This window comes from Shewanella avicenniae, from assembly GCF_017354945.1.
In the GTDB taxonomy this organism is placed as follows: Bacteria; Pseudomonadota; Gammaproteobacteria; order Enterobacterales; family Shewanellaceae; genus Shewanella; species Shewanella avicenniae.
Window position 1 is genome coordinate 1436252 of record NZ_CP071503.1, and the last position, 24022, is coordinate 1460273.

Sequence of the window (24022 nt, forward strand, 5' to 3'; positions counted from 1 at the left end):
CCTTCGGGAGTTATTCCGAAGGCTTTTTGTTGTTTTAAAGATTAAGAGGAAATCCATGATTCCTGTCGTTGCCCTGGTAGGGCGCCCAAACGTCGGTAAATCGACTCTGTTTAACCGCCTCACCCGTACGCGGGATGCGTTGGTGGCCGATTTTCCAGGACTGACCAGGGACCGTAAATATGGCCGTGCTTTCTTATCTGGGCACGAGTTCATCGTAGTGGATACCGGTGGTATTGATGGTACCGAAGAAGGTATCGAAACCAAGATGGCCGAGCAGTCGCTGGCAGCGATTGAAGAAGCGGATGTGGTGTTGTTTATCACCGATGCGCGCGCCGGATTAACTGCAGCCGATCAAGCGATTGCTCAACACTTGCGTTCACGTGAAAAAGTGACCTTTGTGGTCGCAAACAAAGTCGACGGCATTGATGGTGACTCAGCCTCAGCAGAATTCTGGGGCTTAGGGCTTGGCGAAGTCTATCAAATGGCTGCCGCGCATGGCCGTGGGGTTACCCAACTGATTGAACAGGCGTTAGCGCCGTACGCTGAAGAGGTGAATGCTGAAGAGGGCGAGGACGCGGAAGAGGTGGTTGATGAACGCCTTTATACCGAAGAAGAAGCCGAATCTGAGCAGGAACGTCTGCGTGCACTGCCAATCAAATTTGCCATCATTGGTAAGCCAAACGTTGGTAAGTCAACGCTAACCAACCGTATTCTCGGCGAAGAGCGCGTGGTCGTATATGACCAACCGGGCACCACCCGTGACTCAATCTATATTCCGATGGAACGCGATGAGCAAGAATACGTCATCATCGACACCGCCGGTGTGCGTCGTCGCGCCAAAGTACACGACACAGTTGAGAAATTCTCGGTCGTAAAAACGCTGAAGGCGGTAGAAGATGCCAACGTTGTGTTGCTGGTCATCGATGCGCGCGAAGGCATTGCCGAGCAAGACCTTGGCTTGCTCGGGTTTGCGTTGAACGCTGGTCGTGCGCTGGTGATTGCGGTGAATAAGTGGGACGGTATCGATACCGACGTTAAAGATCGAGTTAAAACCGAACTTGACCGTCGCTTGGGCTTTATCGATTTTGCTCGGATTCACTTTATCTCCGCGCTGCACGGCACGGGTGTTGGCCACTTGTTTGAGTCAATCAACGAAGCTTATGAGAGTGCAACCCGTCGCGTCAGTACCTCTAAGCTGACCAAGATCATGCAAATGGCGCAGGATGATCACCAGCCACCATTGATCAATGGCCGTCGTGTGAAGCTCAAATACGCCCATATCGGCGGTTATAACCCGCCTGTGATTGTGGTTCATGGTAATCAAGTTTCGCGTCTGCCTGACTCGTACAAGCGTTATATGACCAACTACTACCGCAAGTCGCTGAATGTGGTGGGTTCGCCGATTCAAATGCGTTTCCAAGAAGGTGATAACCCGTTTGAAGGCAAGGTAGAAAAGTTGACCCTGAGCCAAGCAAGACAACGCCAACGTATGTTAGGTGCGATTAAGAATCGTAAGTCTTGAGCTTGACGGTTCCTCGATGAAGCAATCACGAAAAAACGCTGGCAATCGCCAGCGTTTTTCAATTTATGCGTCCAATTCTGGCCTGGTTACGGCTCGATTTTAGTAATCTCAGAGTAGACCACACCTTGCTTGAGCAGCGTCTTCATCTCATCGCCTAGTTGCACAGTGGCCGCTGAGGTAATCACCCGATCATCGCGGCCTTTACTGATGCTGTAGCCGCGGCTCAAGGTGGCTAACGGACTGACACTTTGTAATGAATGGGCGGCGCGTTTCATGCGGTTATCCGCGTGTGCCAGCTTCGCTTGGATCAACTGCTGCAATTTATGTTGCAGGTGATTCAGTTGTTGTTGGCTGTAGTTGAGCTGATGTTTTGGATGTTGGGCACTTAAACACCCGTCAAGCCGTTGCAGTTTATTATTGTGGCGGTTAAGCAACTGTTGCATGGCATTGGTTAGCCGTAATTGTTGTTCGTCAAAGCGTTGCGTCAGTAATTGCAACTGCCGTTGTGGATCTTGCCTTTGCAGGCGGAACTCGAGATTTTTGAGCTGTTGCTGGCTGTTAAGGCGATAATGCGCCCAACTCTGTTGCAAGCGCAGCAGCAGTTGTTTTAATCGTAGCTGTTTGTCTTGCCGATCACCCGATAGCAGTTCGGCGCCAGCAGACGGCGTGGGGGCGCGTACATCCGCCGCATAGTCGCTAATCGAGGTATCCACTTCATGGCCTACCGCTGACACAATTGGCAAGTGGCTGGCAAATATCTCCCGTGCAACCGTTTCACTGTTAAAACACCATAGATCCTCTAAGCTGCCGCCACCGCGGGTGAGTAGTAACACATCCACCTCGTTGCGCGCATTAGCAAGTCGAATCGCATTGGCGATTTGGCCGATGGCCGCATCACCTTGCACCTGTGTTGGGTAGATCACCACTTCAAGTGACGGATCGCGGCGATTAAGCACGTGCAGCACATCGCGAACGGCTGCACCAGTCGGCGAGGTGATAACCCCAATGCGGCGCACATGCTGCGGCAGCGCTTGTTTGTGCTCCATGCTAAACAAGCCTTCGGCGGCCAGTTTCATTTTTAGCGCTTCAAACTGCTGTGCCAGTAAACCATCGCCAGCGGGCTGCATTGAATCGATAATCAGCTGATAATCACCGCGCGGTTCATAGACACTCAAATTCGCGCGGACTAACACCTGTTGGCCATTGGCTGGGCGAAAGCGGACTTGCTGATTTTTGCCACGAAACATGGCGCAACGTACTTGGGAGTAGTTGTCTTTAAGGGTCAAATACCAATGACCCGAGCTGGCCATAATCAAATTTGAAATCTCACCAGAGAGCCAAATACGCCCCAGTTGAGACTCCAATAGATGGCGCACTTCACCATTTAAACGGGAAACCGTGTAGATTTGTTGTTCGTTGGCAGCCATAAAGTGTGTGCTAGTGCATAAAAAATTTTAGCTATTGTCCATTTACGGCACCTCGCTTGCAAGGTATAATGCCGCCGCAATATTTCACCTCTATTTTGTTTTGTATCCTTACCCAAGGGGAGATGTTGCAATGCTACGTTTGATTAAAGAAGCGCTAACCTTTGATGATGTATTACTGGTTCCAGCGCACTCCACTGTACTCCCCAATACTGCTAACCTGAAAACTCGTCTGACCAACACGATCGAGTTGAATATCCCATTGGTTTCTGCCGCTATGGACACGGTAACAGAAGCCAGACTGGCCATTGCGATGGCACAGGAAGGCGGCGTTGGTTTCATCCACAAAAACATGAGCATCGAAGCTCAAGCTGCAGAAGTTCGCAAAGTAAAAATTTACGAAGCGGGTGTTGTGCAGCAGCCTGTCACTGTTACCCCTGAAACCACGCTAACTGAACTGAAAGTCCTGAGCGAAAAATGCGGCTTTGCAGGTTTCCCTGTGGTGAACTCTGCCAATGAATTGGTGGGTATCATTACTGGCCGTGACGTACGTTTTGTTACCGACTGGAGCAAAACTGTAGAAGCGGTTATGACCCCAAAAGAACGTCTGGTGACTGTGAAAGAAGGCACTAAACTCGACGAAGTGCAAAAACTGATGCACGCTAACCGTATCGAGAAAGTGTTGGTTGTGGATGACAACTTCAAACTGAAAGGTTTGATCACCGTTAAAGACTTCCAAAAAGCAGAACGTAAGCCAAACGCTTGTAAAGATGAGTTAGGTCGTCTGCGTGTTGGTGCCGCAGTGGGTGCTGGTGCTGGTAACGAAGACCGTATCGACGCACTGGTTAAAGCGGGCGTTGACGTACTGTTGATCGACTCTTCACACGGCCACTCAGAAGGCGTACTGCAACGTATTCGTGACGCACGCGCTAAATACCCAGATCTGCAAATCGTGGGCGGTAACGTCGCCACTGCAGAAGGTGCTTTGGCACTGGTTGAAGCGGGTGTGAACGCTGTTAAAGTAGGTATCGGCCCTGGTTCAATCTGTACCACTCGAATCGTGACTGGTGTGGGCGTTCCGCAAATTACTGCGGTTGCTGATGCGGTTGAAGCGGTTAAACACTTGAACATCCCAGTTATCGCTGACGGCGGTATCCGTTATTCAGGTGACTTGGCAAAAGCATTAGCAGCTGGTGCATCATGCATCATGGCGGGTTCTATGTTTGCCGGTACTGATGAAGCCCCAGGTGAAGTTGAACTGTACCAAGGTCGTGCTTACAAATCTTACCGTGGCATGGGCTCACTGGGCGCAATGGCAAAAGGTTCTTCTGACCGTTACTTCCAATCTGACAACGCTGCTGACAAGCTGGTGCCAGAAGGTATCGAAGGTCGCGTACCTTACAAAGGTAAAATCAAAGAGCTTATCCACCAACACATGGGTGGCCTGCGTTCATGCATGGGCTTGACCGGTTGTGCAACCATCAAAGAACTGAATGAAAAAGCGCAGTTCGTAAAAGTGACTGCAGCTGGTATGGGCGAATCACACGTACACGATGTGACCATCACCAAAGAAGCGCCGAACTATAATAACCGTGGTTAATCACCCTAATTAACCTCGTTTACGCTATCTGAAGATGTAAAGCCGTGGTCATTTTGGCCGCGGCTTCACTTAAATCGAAATAAAGGTTTTCAATGAGCAATATTCATGAGCACAAAATACTGATCCTTGATTTTGGCTCTCAGTATACCCAGTTGATCGCCCGTCGAATCCGTGAAATCGGCGTTTATTGTGAACTGTGGGCATGGGACGTTAGTGAAGCGCAAATCCGCGAATTTGCCCCTAACGGTATTATCCTTGCCGGTGGTCCAGAAAGTGTGACTGCGGAAAACTCGCCGCGTGCACCAGAGTATGTGTTTAACGCTGGGGTGCCAGTGTTAGGTATCTGCTATGGCATGCAAACCATGAGCGAACAGCTCGGTGGTAAAGTAATCCAAGGTGTTGGTGAAGGTGAATTTGGTTACGCTCAAGTGGAAGTGTTGGCCGAATCTGCACTGTTCGCTGGTATCGAAGATTCTATCAACGCTGCTGGCAACGCCCTGTTAGACGTGTGGATGAGCCACGGTGACAAAGTGTCGGCCATTCCAGAAGGCTTCCAAACAGTAGCGAAAACAGAAACTTGTCCATTCGCCATCATGTCGAATGAAGCCAAGAAATTCTATGGTGTGCAGTTCCACCCTGAAGTGACTCATACTCGCCAAGGTCAACGCATTCTTGAGCGTTTCGCACTGAATGTCTGTGGTTGCGATAACAAATGGCAACCAGCGTCAATCATCGAAGACGCCGTCGCGCGCATCAAAGCGCAAGTGGGCGATGATGAAGTGATCCTCGGTTTGTCAGGTGGTGTGGATTCATCAGTAACCGCCATGCTGTTGCATCGTGCCATTGGCAGCAAGTTGACCTGTGTATTCGTTGACAACGGTCTGTTGCGCTTAAACGAAGCCGATCAAGTACTGGACATGTTCGGTGACCACTTTGGCCTGAATATCGTTCACGTTGACGCTGAAAACCGTTTCTTGGACGCGCTGAAAGGCGAAAACGACCCAGAAGCAAAACGTAAAATCATTGGCCGTGTATTCGTTGAAATTTTTGATGAAGAAGCGACTAAGTGCGTTAACGCAAAATGGTTGGCACAGGGCACCATCTACCCAGACGTTATCGAATCAGCGGGCAGCGCTACTGGCAAAGCCCATGTGATCAAATCACACCACAACGTGGGCGGTTTGCCAGACGATATGGAACTGGGCTTAGTTGAGCCATTGCGTGAACTGTTCAAAGACGAAGTGCGTCGTATCGGTCTAGAACTCGGCCTGCCTTATGACATGCTGTATCGTCATCCATTCCCAGGTCCAGGTTTGGGCGTACGGGTGCTGGGCGAAGTGAAGAAAGAGTACTGTGACTTGCTGCGTCGAGCCGATGCCATCTTTATTGAAGAACTGCGTAAAGCAGAACTGTACGATAAAGTCAGCCAAGCTTTTACCGTATTCTTGCCAGTACGTTCTGTGGGCGTAATGGGTGATGGTCGTAAGTACGATTGGGTTGTTTCGCTGCGTGCAGTTGAAACCATCGACTTTATGACTGCACATTGGGCGCACCTGCCATATGATTTCTTGGGTCGCGTATCCAACCGTATCATCAACGAAATCAACGGTATTTCGCGCGTGGTTTACGATATTTCTGGCAAGCCGCCAGCAACGATTGAGTGGGAATAATCCCGCGTTAATCACTTAGCGTTTTACTCTTTAAAAGCCCGCATCGCGGGCTTTTTTGCTTTTGTCTCATTTGAAATCGGATCACTATGAGCCTGATTACAGCAGTTGCATAAGGTTCTGAAGGGCGTAATGGCTGCTGATTGGCGCATATGTTTACTGAACAACGCGAGTTACTTTTTGAATCCCTATGGTGATTTTCGTCATCTATTCAATTGCTGTGCTATGCTCCGGCCATTGATAGCAATAGATGATATTTATGAGCAATCCGATTGATTTTGATGCGATTGAGACCGAAGTAAACACTTGGCTTGATCAAGTGGTGATTGGGCTGAATTTGTGCCCATTTGCCGCTAAACCACAGCGCAATAAGCAAATCCAAATTCATGTCAGTGAAGCCACAACTGAAGAAGAACTGCTGAGTGAACTGTTCCAATGTTTTACTGAATTGGATAACAACAGCGCCGCGGAGCTCGAAACCACTTTGGTGGTGGTGCCAGGCATGTTGCAAGACTTCTTTGATTACAACCAATTCATTGATTGGATTGAGGCACTGCTGCGCCAAGAAAATTGGGACGGTACTTATCAAGTGGCGACGTTCCATCCGGATTACTGCTTTGCTAATACAGAGTTGGATGATCCAGCGAACTTAACCAATCGCTCGCCCTATCCGATTTATCATCTGATCCGCGAAGCCAGTATGAGTAAGGTACTGCAGCACTATCCGAATCCAGAAGCGATTCCTGATATCAATATTGCTCGAGTATCTGCCTTGAGCCCCGCAGAGCGCCAAGCGCTGTTTCCGTATCTGTTTAAAGCCAAATAATGGTTACTTGCCAGAACAGGCCATAAAGCCAGAAAAAGGTAGGTTACTGATAATGCCAAGCGGGAAGCTGTTTAGCTGTTAGCTTGCGCTAACCTACCAATCATTAGCCTATCTCGTTATACTTCCGCCAAAATTCCCTATCTAAAGCACAATGACAGATACCGCGAATCTAAGCCCACAGAACGCCATCGACGAACAGTGGATGCGCCATGCACTCAAACTGGCAGAGCAAGCTGAAGCTGCTGGCGAAGTGCCGGTTGGGGCGGTATTAGTTAAAGATAACCAGATTATTGCGGAAGGTTGGAATCTGCCGATTACCGATCATGATCCTACAGCCCATGCGGAAATCCGCTGCTTACAGCAAGCGGGCAGGGCACTGCAAAACTATCGTTTGTTGGAGACGACCTTATATGTCACCTTAGAACCCTGCGCAATGTGCGCTGGCGCTATGGTGCATAGTCGTATTGGCCGATTGGTGTTTGGTGCCTTTGATGCAAAAACGGGTGCGGCGGGTAGCGTGATTGACTTACTGCAACTCCCGCAATTTAATCATCGGGTGGCCGTGACTTCTGGGGTGTTAGCTGATGAGTGTGCCGTACAACTGAGTAACTTTTTTAAACGCCGTCGTGATGAACAAAAAGCGTTGAAACAACAGCGTCAAGCGGAGTCCCTAGTGGCGACTACGATTCCCCAAAATGAAGGAAAAAGTTAAACAGACGGTGGTGGGCGTGCTGACGTTTACGATGGGCTTTTTTGACGACGCGACGGCGGGCGGCGTTGCGGTTGATAATGCGTCGCTTAATCATGGCGATATCTTCAGTTCATCAGCAAATAAGTGGCCTTACGTTAACATCTTATTAGCATTCAAACTAGTCTGTGGCGGCGATAATCTTTTCGTCCAATAGTCTATTCTGGTATTCCCGCATTGGCGCCTAAATCTTCGGCTTCCACCTCATTTTCGCTTTCGCTCGGTAGCTCGTCACTATCAGCTAATTGCTGTTGCGCGCTGTGGTTGTCAATCCAAACCAAGGTGTCGTAATAGCGGCGAATATTTTCTACGTAGCGCACCGCTTCACTGCCGCGAGCATAGCCGTAGCGGGTGGTCAGATAGTGTTTGCGCTGTTGTAGCAACGGCAGCACTTGTTTGACATCTTTCCATGCGCTGGGATTTTTACCTAAGCGTTCAGTTAACACCCGCGCATCTTCTACATGGCCATAGCCAATATTGTAGGTAGCCAGTGCAAACCACATCCGTTCTTCCGGCGGGATTGATTCAGGCAAGGATTGTAAAATACTGCTGAGGTATTGGGCACCACCACGAATACTTTGCTCTGGGTCTAACCTGTCAGTCACGCCTAGCTGTTCAGCGGTGGGGATGGTCAACATCATCATACCGCGTACACCAGTGGGTGAGCGGGCGCGCGGGTTCCAGTGTGATTCTTGATATGCCGCTGCAGCAAGCTTGCGCCAGTCGAGTTCGCCAGCATATTGCTCGAACCAATGACGATAATCGGGTAAGCGGCTATCTACAGCACGAATAAAGGCACGCGTGTCGACATAGTCAAAGCGCTTCACATGGCCAAAGTATTTTTCAACCAGATGATCAAGCGTGCCATCGCGCTTTTCTTCATGCCAAAAGTGCAGCAATTTACTCATCAGCCGGTCACTGTGGTATTGGCGCATCAGCCATACAATGGGCTGATCTTCCACCAAGGTGGGGCCAACCCTTAGTTCAGGCATAAAACGCCGATTGATTTCCAACGTGGATGAATCGGCTATGGTGTAGTCCAGCTCGCCCTGATCAATCATGGCGAGCACTTCTTCACTGTCTTTGTCGTTCAGTTCTTGCCATGAAATTGCCGGATTTTGTTGCTGTAGTTGTTTTAAGCTATCGACAAAGGCTGAGCCGCTGACTACCGCGATGCGGCCATCAATACTTTCTGGCGTAGTGGGGGCTCGCGTGCCTTCGCGGTAAACAATCACTTGATTGACGTAATACAGTGGCGGACTGAGGCGAAATGCGCTGCGGCGATCTGCGGTATCCGAAAGCCCAGCAGCAATAACATCAACATCACCGTGATTGAGGGCGTCATACAACTCTTGAATACTGCCGTAAGGGGTAATTTTAAGGGGCTTTTCGAGAAAATCGGCAAATCTCTCGGCTAATTCATAGTCGAAACCGCTGTTACCTCGGCTAGAGTTTATATAGATTTGAGCACCATAGAGAGTGCCAACCCGCAACTCTGCAGAGTCACTGCTGCTGGGGTCAACGGAGATCTCTTCGTTGAGCTTTTGGCAGCCAGCGAGCAGCAATAATGCGGCAAATGCAAAGGTCAGCTTGGTCATATAGAAAACACAAATCTCTCAGGTACTAATCAATCGAATTTATGTTTGGTACGATTGATATTTAGTTAAAGTCGTTTTTAATCAATAGGCTATAAAAATAACTTGGCTAACAAAATTTCATCAGCAACTGGTTGTTTACCATGATGAACGCACTGTTCCTTGAGCTGTATAGTTTATAGCACAGTAAAGCCTCGTTTCGGTAATTCGTCAGGTGATTTAGCCGGACGATTTCCCTATAATAGCGCCACTTCTGACCCCGTAAATATTTCAAAAAAGGTGATTTAACGTGATGGAGATCATCCGTGGAGCCCCGGCACTTTCTGCTTTCAGGGTACAAAAACTATTGCAAGCGTGTGCTGCTGCCGAACTTCCTGTCAGTGACATTTACGCTGAGTATATCCACCTTGCCGATTTAACGGCGCAACTGGATGACGATGCAAAATCTAAATTGGCCAAGATGTTGACCTACGGCCCAAGCATCGAATCTCATGAACCTCAAGGGCAGTTGCTTTTTGTTACTCCACGCCCAGGCACTATCTCTCCTTGGTCGTCAAAAGCGACCGATATTGCCCATAACTGTGGTCTGAACCAAATCAAACGTATTGAACGTGGTATTGCTTATTATATCACCGCGTCTGACCTGACCGATGCGCAGTTCGCCCAAGTTAAAGCACTGCTGCATGACCGCATGATGGAAATCGTGCTGGGCAGCTTTGAAGCTGCCGATGTGTTGTTTGCTCGCACTGAGCCAGCGCCATTTGTGAGTGTGAATATTCTTGGTGAAGGCCGTCGTGCGTTAGAAATTGCTAACCGCAATATGGGCTTGGCGCTGGCCGATGACGAAATCGATTATCTGGTTGAAAACTTTGTCAAATTGGGTCGTAACCCGAACGACATCGAGCTAATGATGTTTGCTCAAGCAAACTCGGAGCACTGCCGTCATAAAATCTTCAACGCCGATTGGACTATCGACGGTGAAGTGCAGCCTAAATCGCTGTTCAAAATGATTAAAAACACCTTCGAGAAAACGCCTGATAACGTATTGTCAGCATATAAAGATAACGCTGCAGTGATGACAGGTTGTGAAGCGGGCCGTTTCTTTGCTGATACCGATGGTGTTTACCGTTACCACACTGAGCCAGTTCACATTCTGATGAAAGTGGAAACTCACAACCACCCAACCGCGATCAGCCCATTCCCAGGCGCTGCTACTGGTTCGGGCGGTGAAATCCGTGACGAAGGCGCTACTGGCCGCGGTTCTAAACCAAAAGCGGGTTTGACTGGTTTCAGCGTATCTAACTTGAAAATCCCTGGGTTTGAACAACCTTGGGAAGGCTGCTACGGCAAGCCAGAGCGTATCGCTTCAGCGTTTGACATCATGATTGATGGCCCACTCGGCGGCGCGGCGTTCAACAACGAATTTGGTCGTCCTGCGCTGGTGGGTTACTTCCGTACTTACGAGCAAGAAGTTTGCAGCCACAATGGCGTTGAAGTCCGTGGTTATCACAAGCCCATCATGTTGGCCGGTGGTTTAGGCAACATCCGCGAAGATCACGTGCAAAAAGGTGAAATTTCCCTCGGCGCGAAACTGATTGTGCTCGGTGGCCCAGCGATGAACATCGGTTTGGGTGGCGGTGCGGCTTCTTCTATGGCATCAGGCCAATCAAGCGAAGATCTCGACTTTGCTTCAGTACAACGTGAAAACCCAGAGATGGAACGTCGTTGTCAGGAAGTGATCGACCGCTGCTGGCAGATGGGCGATGCCAACCCAATCCAATTTATTCACGACGTGGGCGCGGGCGGTTTGTCAAACGCCTTCCCTGAGCTGGTGAGCGATGCTGGCCGTGGTGGTAAATTTGAATTGCGTAACGTGCCATCAGATGAACCAGGCATGAGCCCGCTTGAAATCTGGTGTAACGAATCACAAGAACGTTATGTACTGTCTGTTGCTGCCGAAAACCTCGACACCTTTAAAGCGATTTGTGAGCGTGAACGTGCGCCATTCGCAGTAGTGGGTGAAGCAACTGCAGAAGAACACCTGAGCCTGTCAGATGAACACTTCGATAACAAACCTATCGATTTGCCGTTAGAAGTGTTGCTCGGTAAAGCACCGAAAATGAGCCGTGAAGCCACCACCCAAAAAGTGACCGGCGTAGCGCTTGAAGAAGACAAGATTGATATCGCAGAAGCGGTCAAGCGTGTACTGACGTTGCCAACTGTTGCGGATAAAACCTTCTTGATCACCATCGGTGACCGTACCGTGACCGGTTTGGTTAACCGTGACCAAATGGTTGGCCCTTGGCAGGTACCTGTGGCTGACTGCGCTGTGACTGCAGCAACCTTTGACACCTATGCCGGTGAAGCAATGTCGATGGGTGAACGCACCCCGCTGGCACTGCTGGACTTTGGTGCATCTGCCCGTATGGCGGTGGCCGAATCTATCATGAACATCGCCGGTGCTGACATTGGCGATCTGAAACGCATCAAACTGTCCGCCAACTGGATGTCCGCGGCAAATCACCCTGGTGAAGATGCGGGTCTCTATGAAGCGGTAAAAGCCATTGGTGAAGAGCTGTGCCCAGCGTTGGATTTGACTATCCCTGTGGGTAAAGACTCAATGTCAATGAAGACCGCATGGCAAGACAACGGCACTGATAAAGCCGTGACTGCGCCGCTGTCACTGGTTATCACCGCCTTTGGTGCCGTGCGCGATGTGCGTAACACCGTAACCCCTGAGCTGCGCACTGATAAAGGTGACACGGTATTGTTGCTGGCTGATGTGGCCAACGGTGAAACCCGTTTGGGCGGTTCATGCTTAGCGCAAGTATTTGAAGCGCTGGGCGATAAAGCACCTGATCTGAACGCAGCCGCGGCACTGAAAGGTTTCTTCAATGTGACCCAACAGCTGGTGGCTGAACGCAAACTGATCGCTTACCACGACCGTTCTGATGGCGGTTTGTTTACTACGCTGACCGAAATGGCCTTTGCCGGTAACACTGGTTTGAAAGTGCAACTGGCTGAGCTGGCAGGTTCTGATTTAGCTCGTCTGTTCAACGAAGAGCTGGGTGCAGTACTGCAAGTGTCTAAAGCGGATGCGGCAGCGATTATCGCGGCGTATCAAGCGGCGGGCGTTGCTTGTCATACCGTGGCTGAGCTGAGCAATGATGACCAAATCACCATTCTTGATGGTGAGCGTCAAGTGTATGCAGCCAGCCGCGTGGCACTTCGTCAACTGTGGTCAGAAACCACCTATCGCATGCAAGCACTGCGTGATAACCCAGAGTGCGCTAAAGAAGAGTTCGACATTAAACTGGATGCCAAAGACCCAGGTTTGACCGTGAAACTGAGCTTTGACCCAGCGGAAGATGTAGCTGCACCTTATATTGCTAAAGGCGCTGCGCCGAAAATGGCGATTCTGCGTGAGCAGGGCGTTAACTCTCAGGTTGAAATGGCTGCTGCGTTTGACCGCGCTGGGTTTGAGACTGTTGACGTGCATATGTCAGACATCCTCTCTGGTCGTCTGTCACTGGAAGAGTTTCACGGTTTAGTGGCGTGCGGTGGCTTCTCCTACGGTGACGTACTCGGCGCCGGTGAAGGTTGGGCGAAATCGATTCTGTTCAATGCTCATGCTCGCGAGCAGTTCAGCCGCTTCTTTGAACGTGCTGATAGCTTCGCGCTTGGCGTGTGTAATGGTTGTCAGATGTTGTCAAACTTGAAAGAAATTATTCCAGGTACTGAACACTGGCCGCATTTCGTGCGTAACCGTTCTGAGCGCTTTGAAGCGCGCTTCAGCTTGGTAGAAATCCAACAAAGTCCATCACTGTTCTTTAACGGTATGGCCGGTTCTCGTATGCCTATCGCAGTAAGTCACGGTGAAGGCCGTGCTGAGTTTGCATCAGTTGCGGCACAACAAGCGGCAGAGCAAACTGGCACTGTGGCATTGCGTTATGTGACCGGTAACGGTGATATCGCGACGCAATACCCACAAAACCCGAACGGTTCACCGAACGGTTTGGCGGGTATTAGTTCGGCTGATGGTCGAGTGACAATTATGATGCCGCACCCAGAACGTGTTTTCCGCACAGTAGCCAACTCTTGGCACCCAGATGCATGGGGTGAAGATAGTCCTTGGATGCGCATGTTCCGTAATGCGCGTGTTAACCTTGGCTAATATTTAGCGCTTATCTTTGATGAGTTCAAAAAGGCAGGTGACTAAGTCACCTGCCTTTTTTTATGCGGTTATTTTTCAATTTCAATATATTTTTTAATGAGTTATAGCGAGTTTTGCCATACAGTCGCGATTTGATGCGATAAATCTCCGAAGCCAGCGTTTTAGTTCGTCTGTATCTGCTTTGATACGGCAAGGCGCAGAGCAGCGAACACTGCCGAAAATCACCAATCTGTTAGCTATGACTTAACTACAATCGAGTTAAGTTGAACCTAGTAAATTAGTACTGGGTTAACTAGTGTGTGGATTTAACTTATTGAAAAATAGTTATTAAATTTATTTATTCATGGTGAACGAGCTTGGTGTTTCCCCATATATTAAAGGGAATTGAAAATCGCAACTATTCACACATGATTTTACCGCAGCAAAAAGCACGCTATTTTGTGAGCTTAGGCTTGATTTTGTGGCGCCTTATTCTGCATAAGAAAAATTTAATAAAATGTATTTATGATTAGTTGGCGGAATTATAGGTTTTTAGTGTTTTCAGTTTGTCTTGTTGTAATTAATGTTATTTAAATCAATTTATTAAGTTTTAATTTTCACTTGGCACTTGGTTGAGTTAACCGATTTTTTCCGCATATAAATATACATTTATAGTGTGTTTAGTACTTAATCTGTCTTAATGGTCATTTATATATGTTTTCTCTCATTTTTACCGTCTCTCTAACATGAGTAAAATAAAAAGTCAATATGACTTTATTTTGACTGTGTCTTTGTCCGCAAAACCCATTAAAACTCGCGGCTTTGATTGATTTGAGTCAAACGCGAGTGGTATAAAATTATGGCTATATTCAGCCTTATTTAATGTTTAACTGAATGAAAAATAAAGAAAAGTTTGTTTTTTGTTCCTAATTAAATGTGACCTGTGACGCAAAAGGGTTTCTGATTGTGATTTATCACAATGTTTGTTGGGTAGATTGTATTTTTCGACTTTGGTCGAAGGTATTCGATGCCTAAGAATCATTTTAGAAAGTTTAGCGGCGCTCACGGGCCAAACTGATAAAAACAAAATGTCAAACTAACGCTATCCAGCTCACCGTTAGGACGCTGTTAGACGGTACACCATGTAAGGAGTCACAAATGATAGTTGGAGAGGTTGTTGAGCTTTCACGCTTTCAATTCGCGTTGACAGCCATGTATCACTTCTTGTTTGTACCTCTGACCTTGGGTATGACTTTTATGCTTGCCATCATGGAATCGCTGTACGTGATGACCAACAAGCAGATCTATAAAGACATGACCAAGTTCTGGGGTAAATTGTTCGGTATTAACTTTGCCTTGGGCGTTGCTACCGGTTTGACCATGGAGTTCGAGTTCGGAACTAACTGGTCTTACTATTCGCACTATGTAGGCGATATCTTCGGTGCGCCGCTGGCGATCGAAGGTTTGATGGCCTTCTTCTTGGAATCTACCTTCGTTGGTATGTTCTTCTTTGGTTGGGACCGTTTCTCTAAGCGTCAACACTTGGCTGTGACTTGGTTGACCGCATTAGGTACTAACCTGTCTGCATTGTGGATTCTGGTAGCAAACGGCTGGATGCAAAACCCAGTGGGCTCTGTGTTCAACTACGAAACCATGCGCATGGAAATGACCAGCTTTGCCGAGTTGGTACTGAACCCTGTGGCTCAGGTTAAGTTTGTACACACCGTGGCTTCTGGTTATGTAACCGGTGCAATGTTTGTACTGTCTATCTCTGCTTACTACATCCTGAAAAAACGTGACCTGCCATTCGCACGTCGTTCTTTCGCTGTAGCAGCAAGCTTCGGTATGGCGTCAATCCTGTCTGTTATCGTACTGGGTGACGAATCAGGCTACCGCATGGGTGAAGTACAGCGAGTTAAATTGGCGGCTGTAGAAGCGGAATGGCACACTGAGCCAGCGCCTGCTTCATTCACTGCATTTGGTTATCCAAACCAAGAAGAGATGGAAACTAACTTCGCTATCAAGATCCCTTATGCAATGGGTATCATCGCGACTCGTTCTATCGACGAGCAAGTGACCGGTATTCATGACTTGGTGAAAGAGCACGAAGCACGTATCCGTAACGGTATGACGGCTTATGCGCTGCTTGAACAACTGCGTATGGCGAAGAAAGCTGGTCAACAACCAGATGCTGCACTAGTTGCTGCGTTTGAAGAGAAGAAAGTTGACTTAGGTTATGGCCTGTTGCTGAAGCCATACACCGACAAAGTAGTTGATGCGACTGAAGAGATGATCAAATCAGCTGCGAAAGACTCTATCCCTGCGGTTGCGCCACTGTTCTATACCTTCCGTGTGATGGTTGCTCTCGGTGTAGTGATGTTGCTGGTATTTGCTGCAGCCTTCTGGCAAAGCACTCGCCACCAAATCGCTGAAAAAACGTGGGTACTCAAAGCTGCACTGTTCAGCTTGCCACTGCCTTGGATTGCGATTGAATGTGGCTGGTTTGTGGCTGAATACGGCCGTCAACCATGGACTGTGTCTGAAATGCTGCCAACCTTTATGTCTGCTTCTAGTCTGACTGTGGGCGATCTGTGGTTCAGTATCATTCTGGCTACGCTGATCTACACAGTGCTGTTGGTTATCGAGCTGTTCTTGATGTTCAAGTTTGCCCGTAAAGGTCCTAGCTCACTGAAGACCGGCCGCTATCACTTTGAACAACTAGACGCCTGAGCAGAGGGATTAGACCATGTTTGATTACGAAATTTTACGATTTGTCTGGTGGGCACTGCTCGGCGTACTGCTGATCGGCTTCGCTGTGACAGATGGCTTTGATATGGGCGTGGGTGCCTTGCTGCCAATCGTGGGCAAGGATGACACTGAGCGTCGTGTGATGATTAACTCTGTTGCACCGCACTGGGATGGTAACCAAGTTTGGTTGATCACTGCCGGTGGTGCACTGTTTGCTGCATTCCCAACTGTCTATGCTGTATCTTTCTCTGGCTTCTATGTGGCTATGATTCTGGTATTAGCATGTTTGTGGCTGCGTCCAGTGGGCTTCGATTACCGTTCAAAAATCGAAGCACCAAAATGGCGTAAAACTTGGGATTGGTGTCTGTTTGCCGGTGGTTTTGTTCCGCCATTGGTTATCGGGGTCGCTTTCGGTAACTTGCTGCAAGGTGTACCGTTCCAATTCGACGAATATCTGCGTGCTTACTACGGCGAACCAGGTACTAACTGGCTGCTGAACCTGATCTATCTGCTGAATCCGTTTGGTTTGGTAGCGGGCTTGATCAGTGCTGGTATGTTCATGACTCAAGGTGCTTGTTGGTTGCAAATGAAGACTGATGGCGAAGTGCGTGCTCGCGCTTCAAAAATGGCTCAGCTGCTGTCAATCGTCGTGTTGGTGCTGTTTGTTGTCGCAGGCTTCTGGGTAAGCGGTATGGACGGTTATGTGTTGACCTCAGCGATTGATGGCAACGCAGTGTCTGATCCAACAGTGAAGCAAGTTGCGGTTCAAGCTGGTGCGTGGATGGCTAACTATGAAAAATACCCACTGACTTGGATTTTCCCAATCTTGGGTGTTGCTGCTGCCGCGTTGACATTCCTGACTAGCCGTTTGAATCGTGCTGGCTTTGCATTCTTGTTCAGCTCACTGACCATTGCTGGCGTGATCCTGACCTGTGGTGTAGCAATGTTCCCATTCGTGATGCCGTCATCACTGGTTCCGAACGTGAGTCTGACCATGTGGGATGCCACTGCAAGCCAAATGACACTCACAGTTATGACCTATGTAGCGATTGTATTCGTACCTATCGTACTGGGTTACACGCTGTGGACTTACTTCAAGATGTTTGGACGCGTAACTCGCGAACACATCGAAGCTAACAGCACTTCACTGTACTAAGGAGGAAGACAATATGTGGTATTTCACTTGGATACTGGGTCTGTTGCTGGCATGCGCCTTTGGTATCATCAATGCTCTATGGTTAGAAAACACCGAGAACATGGATCGTAATGCCGAAGAGTAAGCATTAGCGCTTATCCTAAATACAAGGCCACCATTTTTGGTGGCCTTGTTGTTTTTATTGTCATCCCCAAACGTAGTTTCTGGCAGCGGTGATGGTTTTAGTGCACGCTCACTATCAGGTAAAGCGATTTGCTTTCAGCTAATAACGAATATGAACGATGCTTGAGTTACCTATTACTGATGTTGATCATTGGCGGCAGTTTGTAGCGCAGCAGTCTCGGGCGCAGTTACAACAGTTGTTATTTGATTGGCTGCGTCAAGATCAATTGCGTATGGGCGCGTTAAACGCCTTAGCAGCGCTTAACTTACCAAATTGCTATATCGCCGCAGGGTTTGTACGTCACCTGGTATGGGACCGTTTACACGGCTTAGAAATGCCTTTGAACGATGTCGATGTTATTTATTTCGACCCTGATGATTGTTCGCGAGCAGTTGAACGTACTTATGAGCAAAGGTTAGCAGCGCTAATACCGCTGAACTGGTCAGTGAAGAATCAAGCACGTATGCATCTAAAACATGGTCACAGGCCATATCACAGTGTGAGTGATGCAATGTCCTACTGGCCAGAATTAGAAACCGCAATTGCGGTCTCGCTGCATCAAGGGCAATTACAGTTGCTCGATAATTGTTGTCTACATTCACTCATGTCGCTCTACCTTTCTCCCAATCCGCTTGCCAATGCTGAAAGTTTTCAGCTGCGTATTTCAAGCAAAGGCTGGTTAACACATTATCAGTATTTAATGCTGGGCAAATAGCATTTAAATGGTGATTTATTCTGTATTTATTGATGGAGAAATTCGCTAAGTATTTTTAAAAATTAGCCAAAAGTGGAATAGTGAAATTGGTGATAAAAACAGCGTTTTTTACGCATTTATGCTGCTTTTATAACCGCCATTTTAGATGGATCTTAACGTTTTTGTGATCGATTATTCATTGTTGTATGGGGTTTTTGTTGTGCATCTTGTTTATTGATCTGGATCAATGATGTTGCGTAAAGATGCTGGCAGGGTAGCCACGTTTGTTACAGAAAACACCATAATTAATGCGAACACGAGTCGCTACGGAGTGAATCAATGGACAAGAAAATCATTTCAGGAATCATTGCTGCGGTACTTTTTTCTGCTGCTGGAGCGGCAACTGCACATGAAGCAGGTGATATCATCGTACGTGCAGGTGCAGTAGTGGTTGCGCCAAATGAGTCCAGTGCTAACGTTGTTACCCCAGACTTGGGTGATCTGGGTGAGTTTGATGTCAGCAACAATACTCAACTGGGTTTGAATTTTGGTTACATGTTGACCGATAACATTGGTGTGGAACTGCTGGCGGCAACGCCATTCAGCCATGATGTGAAACTTGCAGGGATGAAAATCGCTGAAACTAAACACCTGCCACCAACCTTAGTTGTTCAGTATTACTTCGGTGATGCACAATCAAAAGTGCGCCCATACATCGGTGCTGGTATCAACTACACCAACTTTTTCGATACTAAGTTCACTAACGACTTAGGCGGCAAGCTGTCTAACCTGTCAATGGAAAACTCTTGGGGTCTGGCCGGTCAAGTAGGTCTGGACTATCAAGTGACTGACAAGCTGCTGGTGAACGCATCTATTTGGTACGCTAAAATCGATTCAGACGTGTCATTTGATTACGCTTACGGTGATGCGAATGAAAACACCGCCGCAGTGACCATCGCTACTGATATCGACCCATGGGTCTACATGGTGAGTGTGGGTTACGTATTCTAATATCGCGGGGGCGATAACAAAAAAGGCGCTAATGAGCGCCTTTTTCTTTTAACGTTTTTTCTTCTGCTTCCAGTGACGCGTGTTGTAGATGTACTCCGGCAACAATCTCGTTAACCATGCCACTGTGTACCAACGTTTAGTCACGACCACGCTACGCTTTCTTTTGAGTAGCGCTTTTACCGTTTGGCGGGCAACTTCTTCAACCGGCGATAACCACAGCTGAGAATGCTGCATGGCAGCCTTATCTAATAAACCAAGTTGAATATCGGTGATATCAATCGGCAGTTTCAAGCGCTGCGCATGCATCGACAGCCCTTCGAGATAGTTAATTGCGAATGCTTTCGCAGCATGGAACGCCACACTCGGTCCACCACGAAGACCGGCAATCGATGTAATTGCTGCCAACTGGCCATAACCTTGTTCGCGAAATAGGCGAAAGAAGGTATTGCACACAGCGGCAAAGCCTTTGACGTTAACATCGATAATTTCGTCTTCAAGTTGCCATGGCAGGTCGGGATGATAGGAGTTCAACCCAGTGTTGACCAATACTAACTGTGCACCACCGACCTGCTGCCATACTTGTTGTAACTGATCGATAGTGTGTGCGGCATCGGCAATGTCGAGCGGAAATACTTGGGTAGAATCTGGTAACTGACTGACGAGGTCATCCAACGTCTCAGGCGCAGCAGCCAAGAGGACTAACTTCATCCCCGCCGCTGAAAGTTGTTTGGCAATCTCCTTGCTCAACATTGAACTGGCGCCTACCAGAATTGCAGTTGTTTCAGTCATGGTTTCAACGTGATAGAAAATAAAGTCACATGATAGAAGTATGCTGATAACACCTCAAGAAATAAACATGGATGTATAGACATCCAGAAGTCTTTATGTATGATCTAGACTTAATAGGTTTCGGTGCCTGGGTGAGGATATTCTGCCCCCTGTGACACACTGAAATCTCCATTTTTGTCTTGGCGCGATGGCGCTATTCGATGCTGTAGAGGCGAACGATGCCCGTAAAAGTACCTGATAATTTACCTGCTGCCAGTATTCTTGAATCTGAAAACATCTTCGTGATGTCAGAGACTCGGGCGGCCAATCAGGATATCAGACCGATGAAGGTGCTGATCCTCAATCTGATGCCTAATAAAATCGAGACTGAAACCCAGCTGCTGCGACTGCTCAGTAACACACCATTGCAGATCGATATCGATTTGCTGCGTATTCATGACCGTGAGTCAAAGCATACGCCTATGGATCACTTAAATACCTTCTATCGTGATTTTGAAGATATCAAACACAAAAACTACGACGGGTTGATCATCACTGGTGCGCCGTTGGGGCAGTTAGACTTTGAAGATGTGATTTATTGGGATCATATCAAAGAGGTGATTGATTGGTCGCAGACTCACGTCGTGTCAGTGCTATTCCTGTGTTGGGCTGCGCATGCGGGTTTATTCCACCTTTATGGTTTGAAACGCAAGATCATGGAGCGCAAGTGTTCTGGGGTGTTTGAGCATCAGCGTATCAAAGCACATGTACCACTTTTGCGTGGCTTTGATGATGTGTTCTATGCACCACACTCCCGTTACGCGCAGATGGATGTTGAAGAGTTAAAGGCAGATCCTAACCTCACCGTATTGGCTGAGTCAAAAGAGGCGGGCGCCTATATTGTCATTAGTAATGACAACCGCAACTTGTTTGTCATGGGGCACCCTGAGTATCGCAAAGGCACATTGCGCGATGAGTACTTCCGCGATTTAGAAGCCGGTATCAATCCTGAGGTGCCTGCGAACTACTTCCGTGATGATGACCCGACTAAAGAACCGATTGGTCGCTGGTTCGGTCATGGCAATTTACTGATCAGTAACTGGCTCAACTACTATGTGTACCAGCTGACACCGTATGACTTGAGTGATTTAAGCGCAATAACCCCGTGGGAAAAGGCATAGCCGATAGCGTTTTGATTAAACGCAAATGCCCTCGTCGGTGGATACTATGAGGGTAGTTATCGTATTAAGCGGTGAAAACAAAAACGGCTTCCTCATGAAAGCCGTTTCATTATGCGTGTAACACTTATTAGCGTTTCAGTGATTCGCTCAGTTGTGGGCGGAATTTTTTCACCAACAGTGCAGTAGCTTTTGGACCACCGGCGACGATGTTGCCGCTGATCAGGTAGTTGTGACCACCCGACAATTCAGCCACAGTACCGCCCGCTTCACGCACGAGTAGATCGCCAGCCGCGATATCCCAAGGTTTCAGACCAATTTCGAAGAACGCATCCACACGACCTGCAGCCACGTAAGCCAAATCCAATGCTGCTGAACCCGCGCGACGAATATCGGTACATGAGGCAAATGCTTCAGCAAACAGCTTCATGTAAGTTTCGGTGTGTTGACGTGCTTTAAATGGGAAACCAGTAGCCACTAAGCTTTTGCTCAGGTCATTTGGGTTGTTAGCACGAATACGGAAGTCGTTCAGTTTAGCGCCTTGACCGCGTACAGCTGAGAACAGCTCTTCACGGACTGGGTCGTAAACGATTGCCACTTCAGTTTTGCCTTTAACTTGTAAAGCAATAGAAACGGCGAAGTGAGGTACACCATTAACGAAGTTATTGGTGCCATCCAGCGGATCGACAATCCACAAATAATCATTATTTGAACCACGGCTCTCACCGTTTTCTTCACCCACGATGCTGTGATCTGGGTATGATTTGCGAATTTGCTGAACAATGGCAGCTTCTGCTTCTTTATCAATATTTGATACGAAATCGTTAATACCTTTGGTATCAACTTGTACGCGGTCTAATTCGTTAAAACCACGCATGATAATCTGGCCTGCGGCGCGAGCAGCGCGCACACCAATGGTAAGCATTGGATGCATTGCAATCCCCTGGATGTGAAAGAACGGTCAAAAAAACGCGCGTATTATACATGAGAGGAAAGTTATATCAAATACCGATTTTTGTGTGAGCAATGGTGCGGGTCTGTGATAGGATGCAGCCTCTTATTTTTACATCAATATTAAGTCGTCAAATGCTAAGCAATATTCGGGTTGTGCTAGTGGGAACTACTCACTCAGGCAACATAGGCTCAGTCGCTAGAGCCATGAAAACTATGGGGTTGTCATCTTTATATCTGGCAGAGCCAAAAGTTACGCCAGACGGTCAATCAATTGCATTGGCTGCGGGTGCCTCCGACATCCTGAAGGACGCGGTTACTGTTGATAATATGGCTGAAGCCATCAAAGATTGTTCGTTAGTGATCGCAACTAGTGCGAGAAGTCGTACATTGGAGTGGCCTGTGCTGGAACCTCGTGAGGCGGCAAAAAAATTGGTAGAGCAGAGCGCCAATGGTAACGTGGCCATCGTGTTTGGGCGTGAGCGGAATGGCCTAAGCAATGAAGAGCTGCAGATGTGCCACTACCACCTTGCTATTCCTGCCAATAGTGAATACAGCTCGCTTAATTTGGCGCAAGCGGTGCAGATTGTTTGTTATGAAACACGCATGGCCTATCTCGATACGCAGAACCAACCTGAAGAATCGACCGATGTTGTTGAATATCCTTCAGTTGACGATCAAGAACGTTTCTACGAACATCTACAGCGGACGCTTACTAATACAGGCTTTATTATTAAGAATCACCCCGGCCATATTATGCAAAAACTGCGTCGCTTGTTTAGTAAAGCCAGAATTGAAGCGCCAGAAATGAATATTCTGCGTGGCATTCTTACGTCAGTCGATAAAGCCACACAAAAACAAAAATCAGAAGAGTAGTTCGAGGAACATATGGGTGTGATATCAAGACTCAAAGAGGATATTCAGTCCATCTATCACCGTGACCCAGCGGCGCGTAGCGCGTTGGAGATTTTGCTTAACTACCCCGGCATGCATGCGATTTGGTTACACCGAATTAGCCACAAGCTATGGAAAGCGAAATGGTGTTTCCTCGCTCGCTGTTTATCGACATTTTCCCGTTGGTTGACTGGGGTTGAGATCCATCCCGGCGCGACCATTGGCCGCCGCTTTTTTATCGACCACGGTATGGGCATTGTGATTGGTGAAACCGCCGAAATCGGCGATGACTGCACCCTCTATCATGGCGTGACTCTCGGTGGTACCACATGGCAAGCCGGTAAACGTCACCCGACACTGCAAAATAACGTGGTAATTGGTGCGGGTGCTAAGGTGCTCGGGCCTATCACCATGCACGACGGTGCGCGCGTTGGCTCCAATTCAGTGGTGGTAAAAGATGTACCTGCCAACACCACTGTGGTGGGTATCCCCGGTCGAGTGGTCACGCTCGGCACGCCACAATCAAAAGAGAAAACAGAACGTCGCAGTGCGATGGCAAAGAAATATGGCTTCGATGCCTATGCGGTGTCACCGGATAACCCAGACCCTGTCGCTAATGCGATTGGGCAGATGCTCGACCACATGCATTTGATGGATTCCAAGTTACAAGATTTGTGTGAAGCCATGAATGAGATGGGCGGTCATATCTGCACTGAAAAGCTGCCAGAGATTGATGTGGGTGACTTCTGTGAAGCGGAATTAGCTGCCGCAGAAAAACGTAAACAAGTGATGGATGCATTTGATCCTGAGATCTAGCCATTTATGTAACTAATTGAGGCTATTTCTCGTTGAAACACCGTCGGTAAAAGAGTTAAATACCCAACAAATCTGCAAGGGTATTGTCGCGATAGGCGATAAAATAAC

The 24022-nt window shown here is 48.0% G+C and carries 19 protein-coding genes; 15 read left to right on the forward strand and 4 right to left on the reverse strand.

Annotation, left to right across the window (positions count from 1 at the left end; translation table 11 throughout):
- Window positions 1-55: 55 nt before the first annotated feature.
- Window positions 56-1522 carry a ribosome biogenesis GTPase Der gene (der, locus tag JYB87_RS06355; RefSeq protein ID WP_207356039.1) on the forward strand — a complete coding sequence of 489 codons (1467 nt, stop codon included), beginning with the start codon at window positions 56-58 and terminating at the stop codon, window positions 1520-1522.
- An 86-nt stretch (window positions 1523-1608) separates the two neighbouring features.
- Here the strand turns inward: der and xseA are convergent, their stop codons facing one another.
- Entirely contained in the window at window positions 1609-2949 is a 1341-nt protein-coding gene (xseA, locus tag JYB87_RS06360; RefSeq protein ID WP_207356040.1) for an exodeoxyribonuclease VII large subunit, read from the reverse strand.
- A gap of 130 nt (window positions 2950-3079) precedes the next feature.
- Between xseA and guaB the strand changes: the two genes are divergently transcribed.
- The 5 genes from guaB (at window position 3080) to JYB87_RS06385 (ending at window position 7944) form a co-directional block, all read left to right on the forward strand.
- A complete protein-coding gene (gene guaB / locus JYB87_RS06365; RefSeq protein ID WP_207356041.1) occupies window positions 3080-4546 on the forward strand; it encodes an IMP dehydrogenase in 1467 nt (488 codons plus the stop codon).
- A gap of 92 nt (window positions 4547-4638) precedes the next feature.
- Window positions 4639-6216, forward strand: coding sequence for a glutamine-hydrolyzing GMP synthase (gene guaA / locus JYB87_RS06370; RefSeq protein WP_207356042.1), 1578 nt, complete (start codon window positions 4639-4641; stop codon window positions 6214-6216).
- A 256-nt stretch (window positions 6217-6472) separates the two neighbouring features.
- A complete protein-coding gene (locus tag JYB87_RS06375) occupies window positions 6473-7039 on the forward strand; it encodes a DUF1415 domain-containing protein (RefSeq protein ID WP_207356043.1) in 567 nt (188 codons plus the stop codon).
- 151 nt (window positions 7040-7190) lie between these two features.
- Window positions 7191-7751 (forward strand): tRNA adenosine(34) deaminase TadA, encoded by a 561-nt coding sequence (gene tadA / locus JYB87_RS06380; RefSeq protein WP_207356044.1) that lies wholly within the window; start codon window positions 7191-7193, stop codon window positions 7749-7751.
- On the forward strand, window positions 7735-7944 hold the full coding sequence (locus JYB87_RS06385; protein WP_207356045.1) for a hypothetical protein: 210 nt from the start codon (window positions 7735-7737) through the stop codon (window positions 7942-7944). The genes tadA and JYB87_RS06385 overlap by 17 nt, the downstream gene beginning before the upstream one ends.
- A 1-nt stretch (window position 7945) precedes the next feature.
- On the opposite strand, the gene mltF is transcribed toward JYB87_RS06385, so the two are convergent.
- The gene (mltF, locus tag JYB87_RS06390) at window positions 7946-9385 is read right to left on the reverse strand and encodes a membrane-bound lytic murein transglycosylase MltF (RefSeq protein WP_207356046.1); all 1440 of its coding nucleotides are present in this window, start codon (window positions 9383-9385) and stop codon (window positions 7946-7948) included.
- A gap of 289 nt (window positions 9386-9674) precedes the next feature.
- Here mltF and purL point away from each other — a divergent pair, with 289 nt between their 5' ends.
- The 6 genes from purL to ompW all read left to right on the forward strand — a co-directional run bounded on the left by purL (window position 9675) and on the right by ompW (window position 19307).
- Window positions 9675-13556 (forward strand): phosphoribosylformylglycinamidine synthase, encoded by a 3882-nt coding sequence (gene purL / locus JYB87_RS06395; protein ID WP_207356619.1) that lies wholly within the window; start codon window positions 9675-9677, stop codon window positions 13554-13556.
- 1137 nt (window positions 13557-14693) lie between these two features.
- Window positions 14694-16265 carry a cytochrome ubiquinol oxidase subunit I gene (locus JYB87_RS06400; RefSeq protein ID WP_207356047.1) on the forward strand — a complete coding sequence of 524 codons (1572 nt, stop codon included), beginning with the start codon at window positions 14694-14696 and terminating at the stop codon, window positions 16263-16265.
- 16 nt (window positions 16266-16281) lie between these two features.
- Window positions 16282-17439, forward strand: coding sequence for a cytochrome d ubiquinol oxidase subunit II (gene cydB / locus JYB87_RS06405; RefSeq protein ID WP_207356048.1), 1158 nt, complete (start codon window positions 16282-16284; stop codon window positions 17437-17439).
- Between the two features lie 13 nt (window positions 17440-17452).
- Window positions 17453-17563: a cytochrome bd-I oxidase subunit CydX gene (gene cydX / locus JYB87_RS06410; RefSeq protein WP_207356049.1), complete on the forward strand. Its 111-nt coding sequence runs from the start codon at window positions 17453-17455 to the stop codon at window positions 17561-17563.
- Window positions 17564-17720: 157 nt separating this feature from the next.
- Entirely contained in the window at window positions 17721-18317 is a 597-nt protein-coding gene (locus tag JYB87_RS06415) for a nucleotidyltransferase family protein (protein ID WP_207356050.1), read from the forward strand.
- 318 nt (window positions 18318-18635) lie between these two features.
- Window positions 18636-19307, forward strand: a complete 672-nt coding sequence (ompW, locus tag JYB87_RS06420) for an outer membrane protein OmpW (RefSeq protein ID WP_207356051.1) — start codon at window positions 18636-18638, stop codon at window positions 19305-19307.
- A 48-nt stretch (window positions 19308-19355) separates the two neighbouring features.
- On the opposite strand, the gene JYB87_RS06425 is transcribed toward ompW, so the two are convergent.
- Window positions 19356-20096 carry an SDR family NAD(P)-dependent oxidoreductase gene (locus tag JYB87_RS06425; protein WP_207356052.1) on the reverse strand — a complete coding sequence of 247 codons (741 nt, stop codon included), beginning with the start codon at window positions 20094-20096 and terminating at the stop codon, window positions 19356-19358.
- A 218-nt stretch (window positions 20097-20314) separates the two neighbouring features.
- On the opposite strand from JYB87_RS06425, the gene metA reads away from it, so the two are divergent.
- Window positions 20315-21256 (forward strand): homoserine O-acetyltransferase MetA, encoded by a 942-nt coding sequence (gene metA, locus JYB87_RS06430; protein ID WP_207356053.1) that lies wholly within the window; start codon window positions 20315-20317, stop codon window positions 21254-21256.
- Window positions 21257-21383: 127 nt separating this feature from the next.
- On the opposite strand, the gene suhB is transcribed toward metA, so the two are convergent.
- Window positions 21384-22187, reverse strand: coding sequence for an inositol-1-monophosphatase (suhB, locus tag JYB87_RS06435; protein WP_207356054.1), 804 nt, complete (start codon window positions 22185-22187; stop codon window positions 21384-21386).
- 152 nt (window positions 22188-22339) lie between these two features.
- On the opposite strand from suhB, the gene trmJ reads away from it, so the two are divergent.
- Entirely contained in the window at window positions 22340-23080 is a 741-nt protein-coding gene (gene trmJ, locus JYB87_RS06440; protein ID WP_207356055.1) for a tRNA (cytosine(32)/uridine(32)-2'-O)-methyltransferase TrmJ, read from the forward strand.
- A 12-nt stretch (window positions 23081-23092) separates the two neighbouring features.
- The gene (gene cysE, locus JYB87_RS06445; RefSeq protein WP_207356056.1) at window positions 23093-23914 is read left to right on the forward strand and encodes a serine O-acetyltransferase; all 822 of its coding nucleotides are present in this window, start codon (window positions 23093-23095) and stop codon (window positions 23912-23914) included.
- The last annotated feature ends 108 nt before the right edge of the window (window positions 23915-24022 follow it).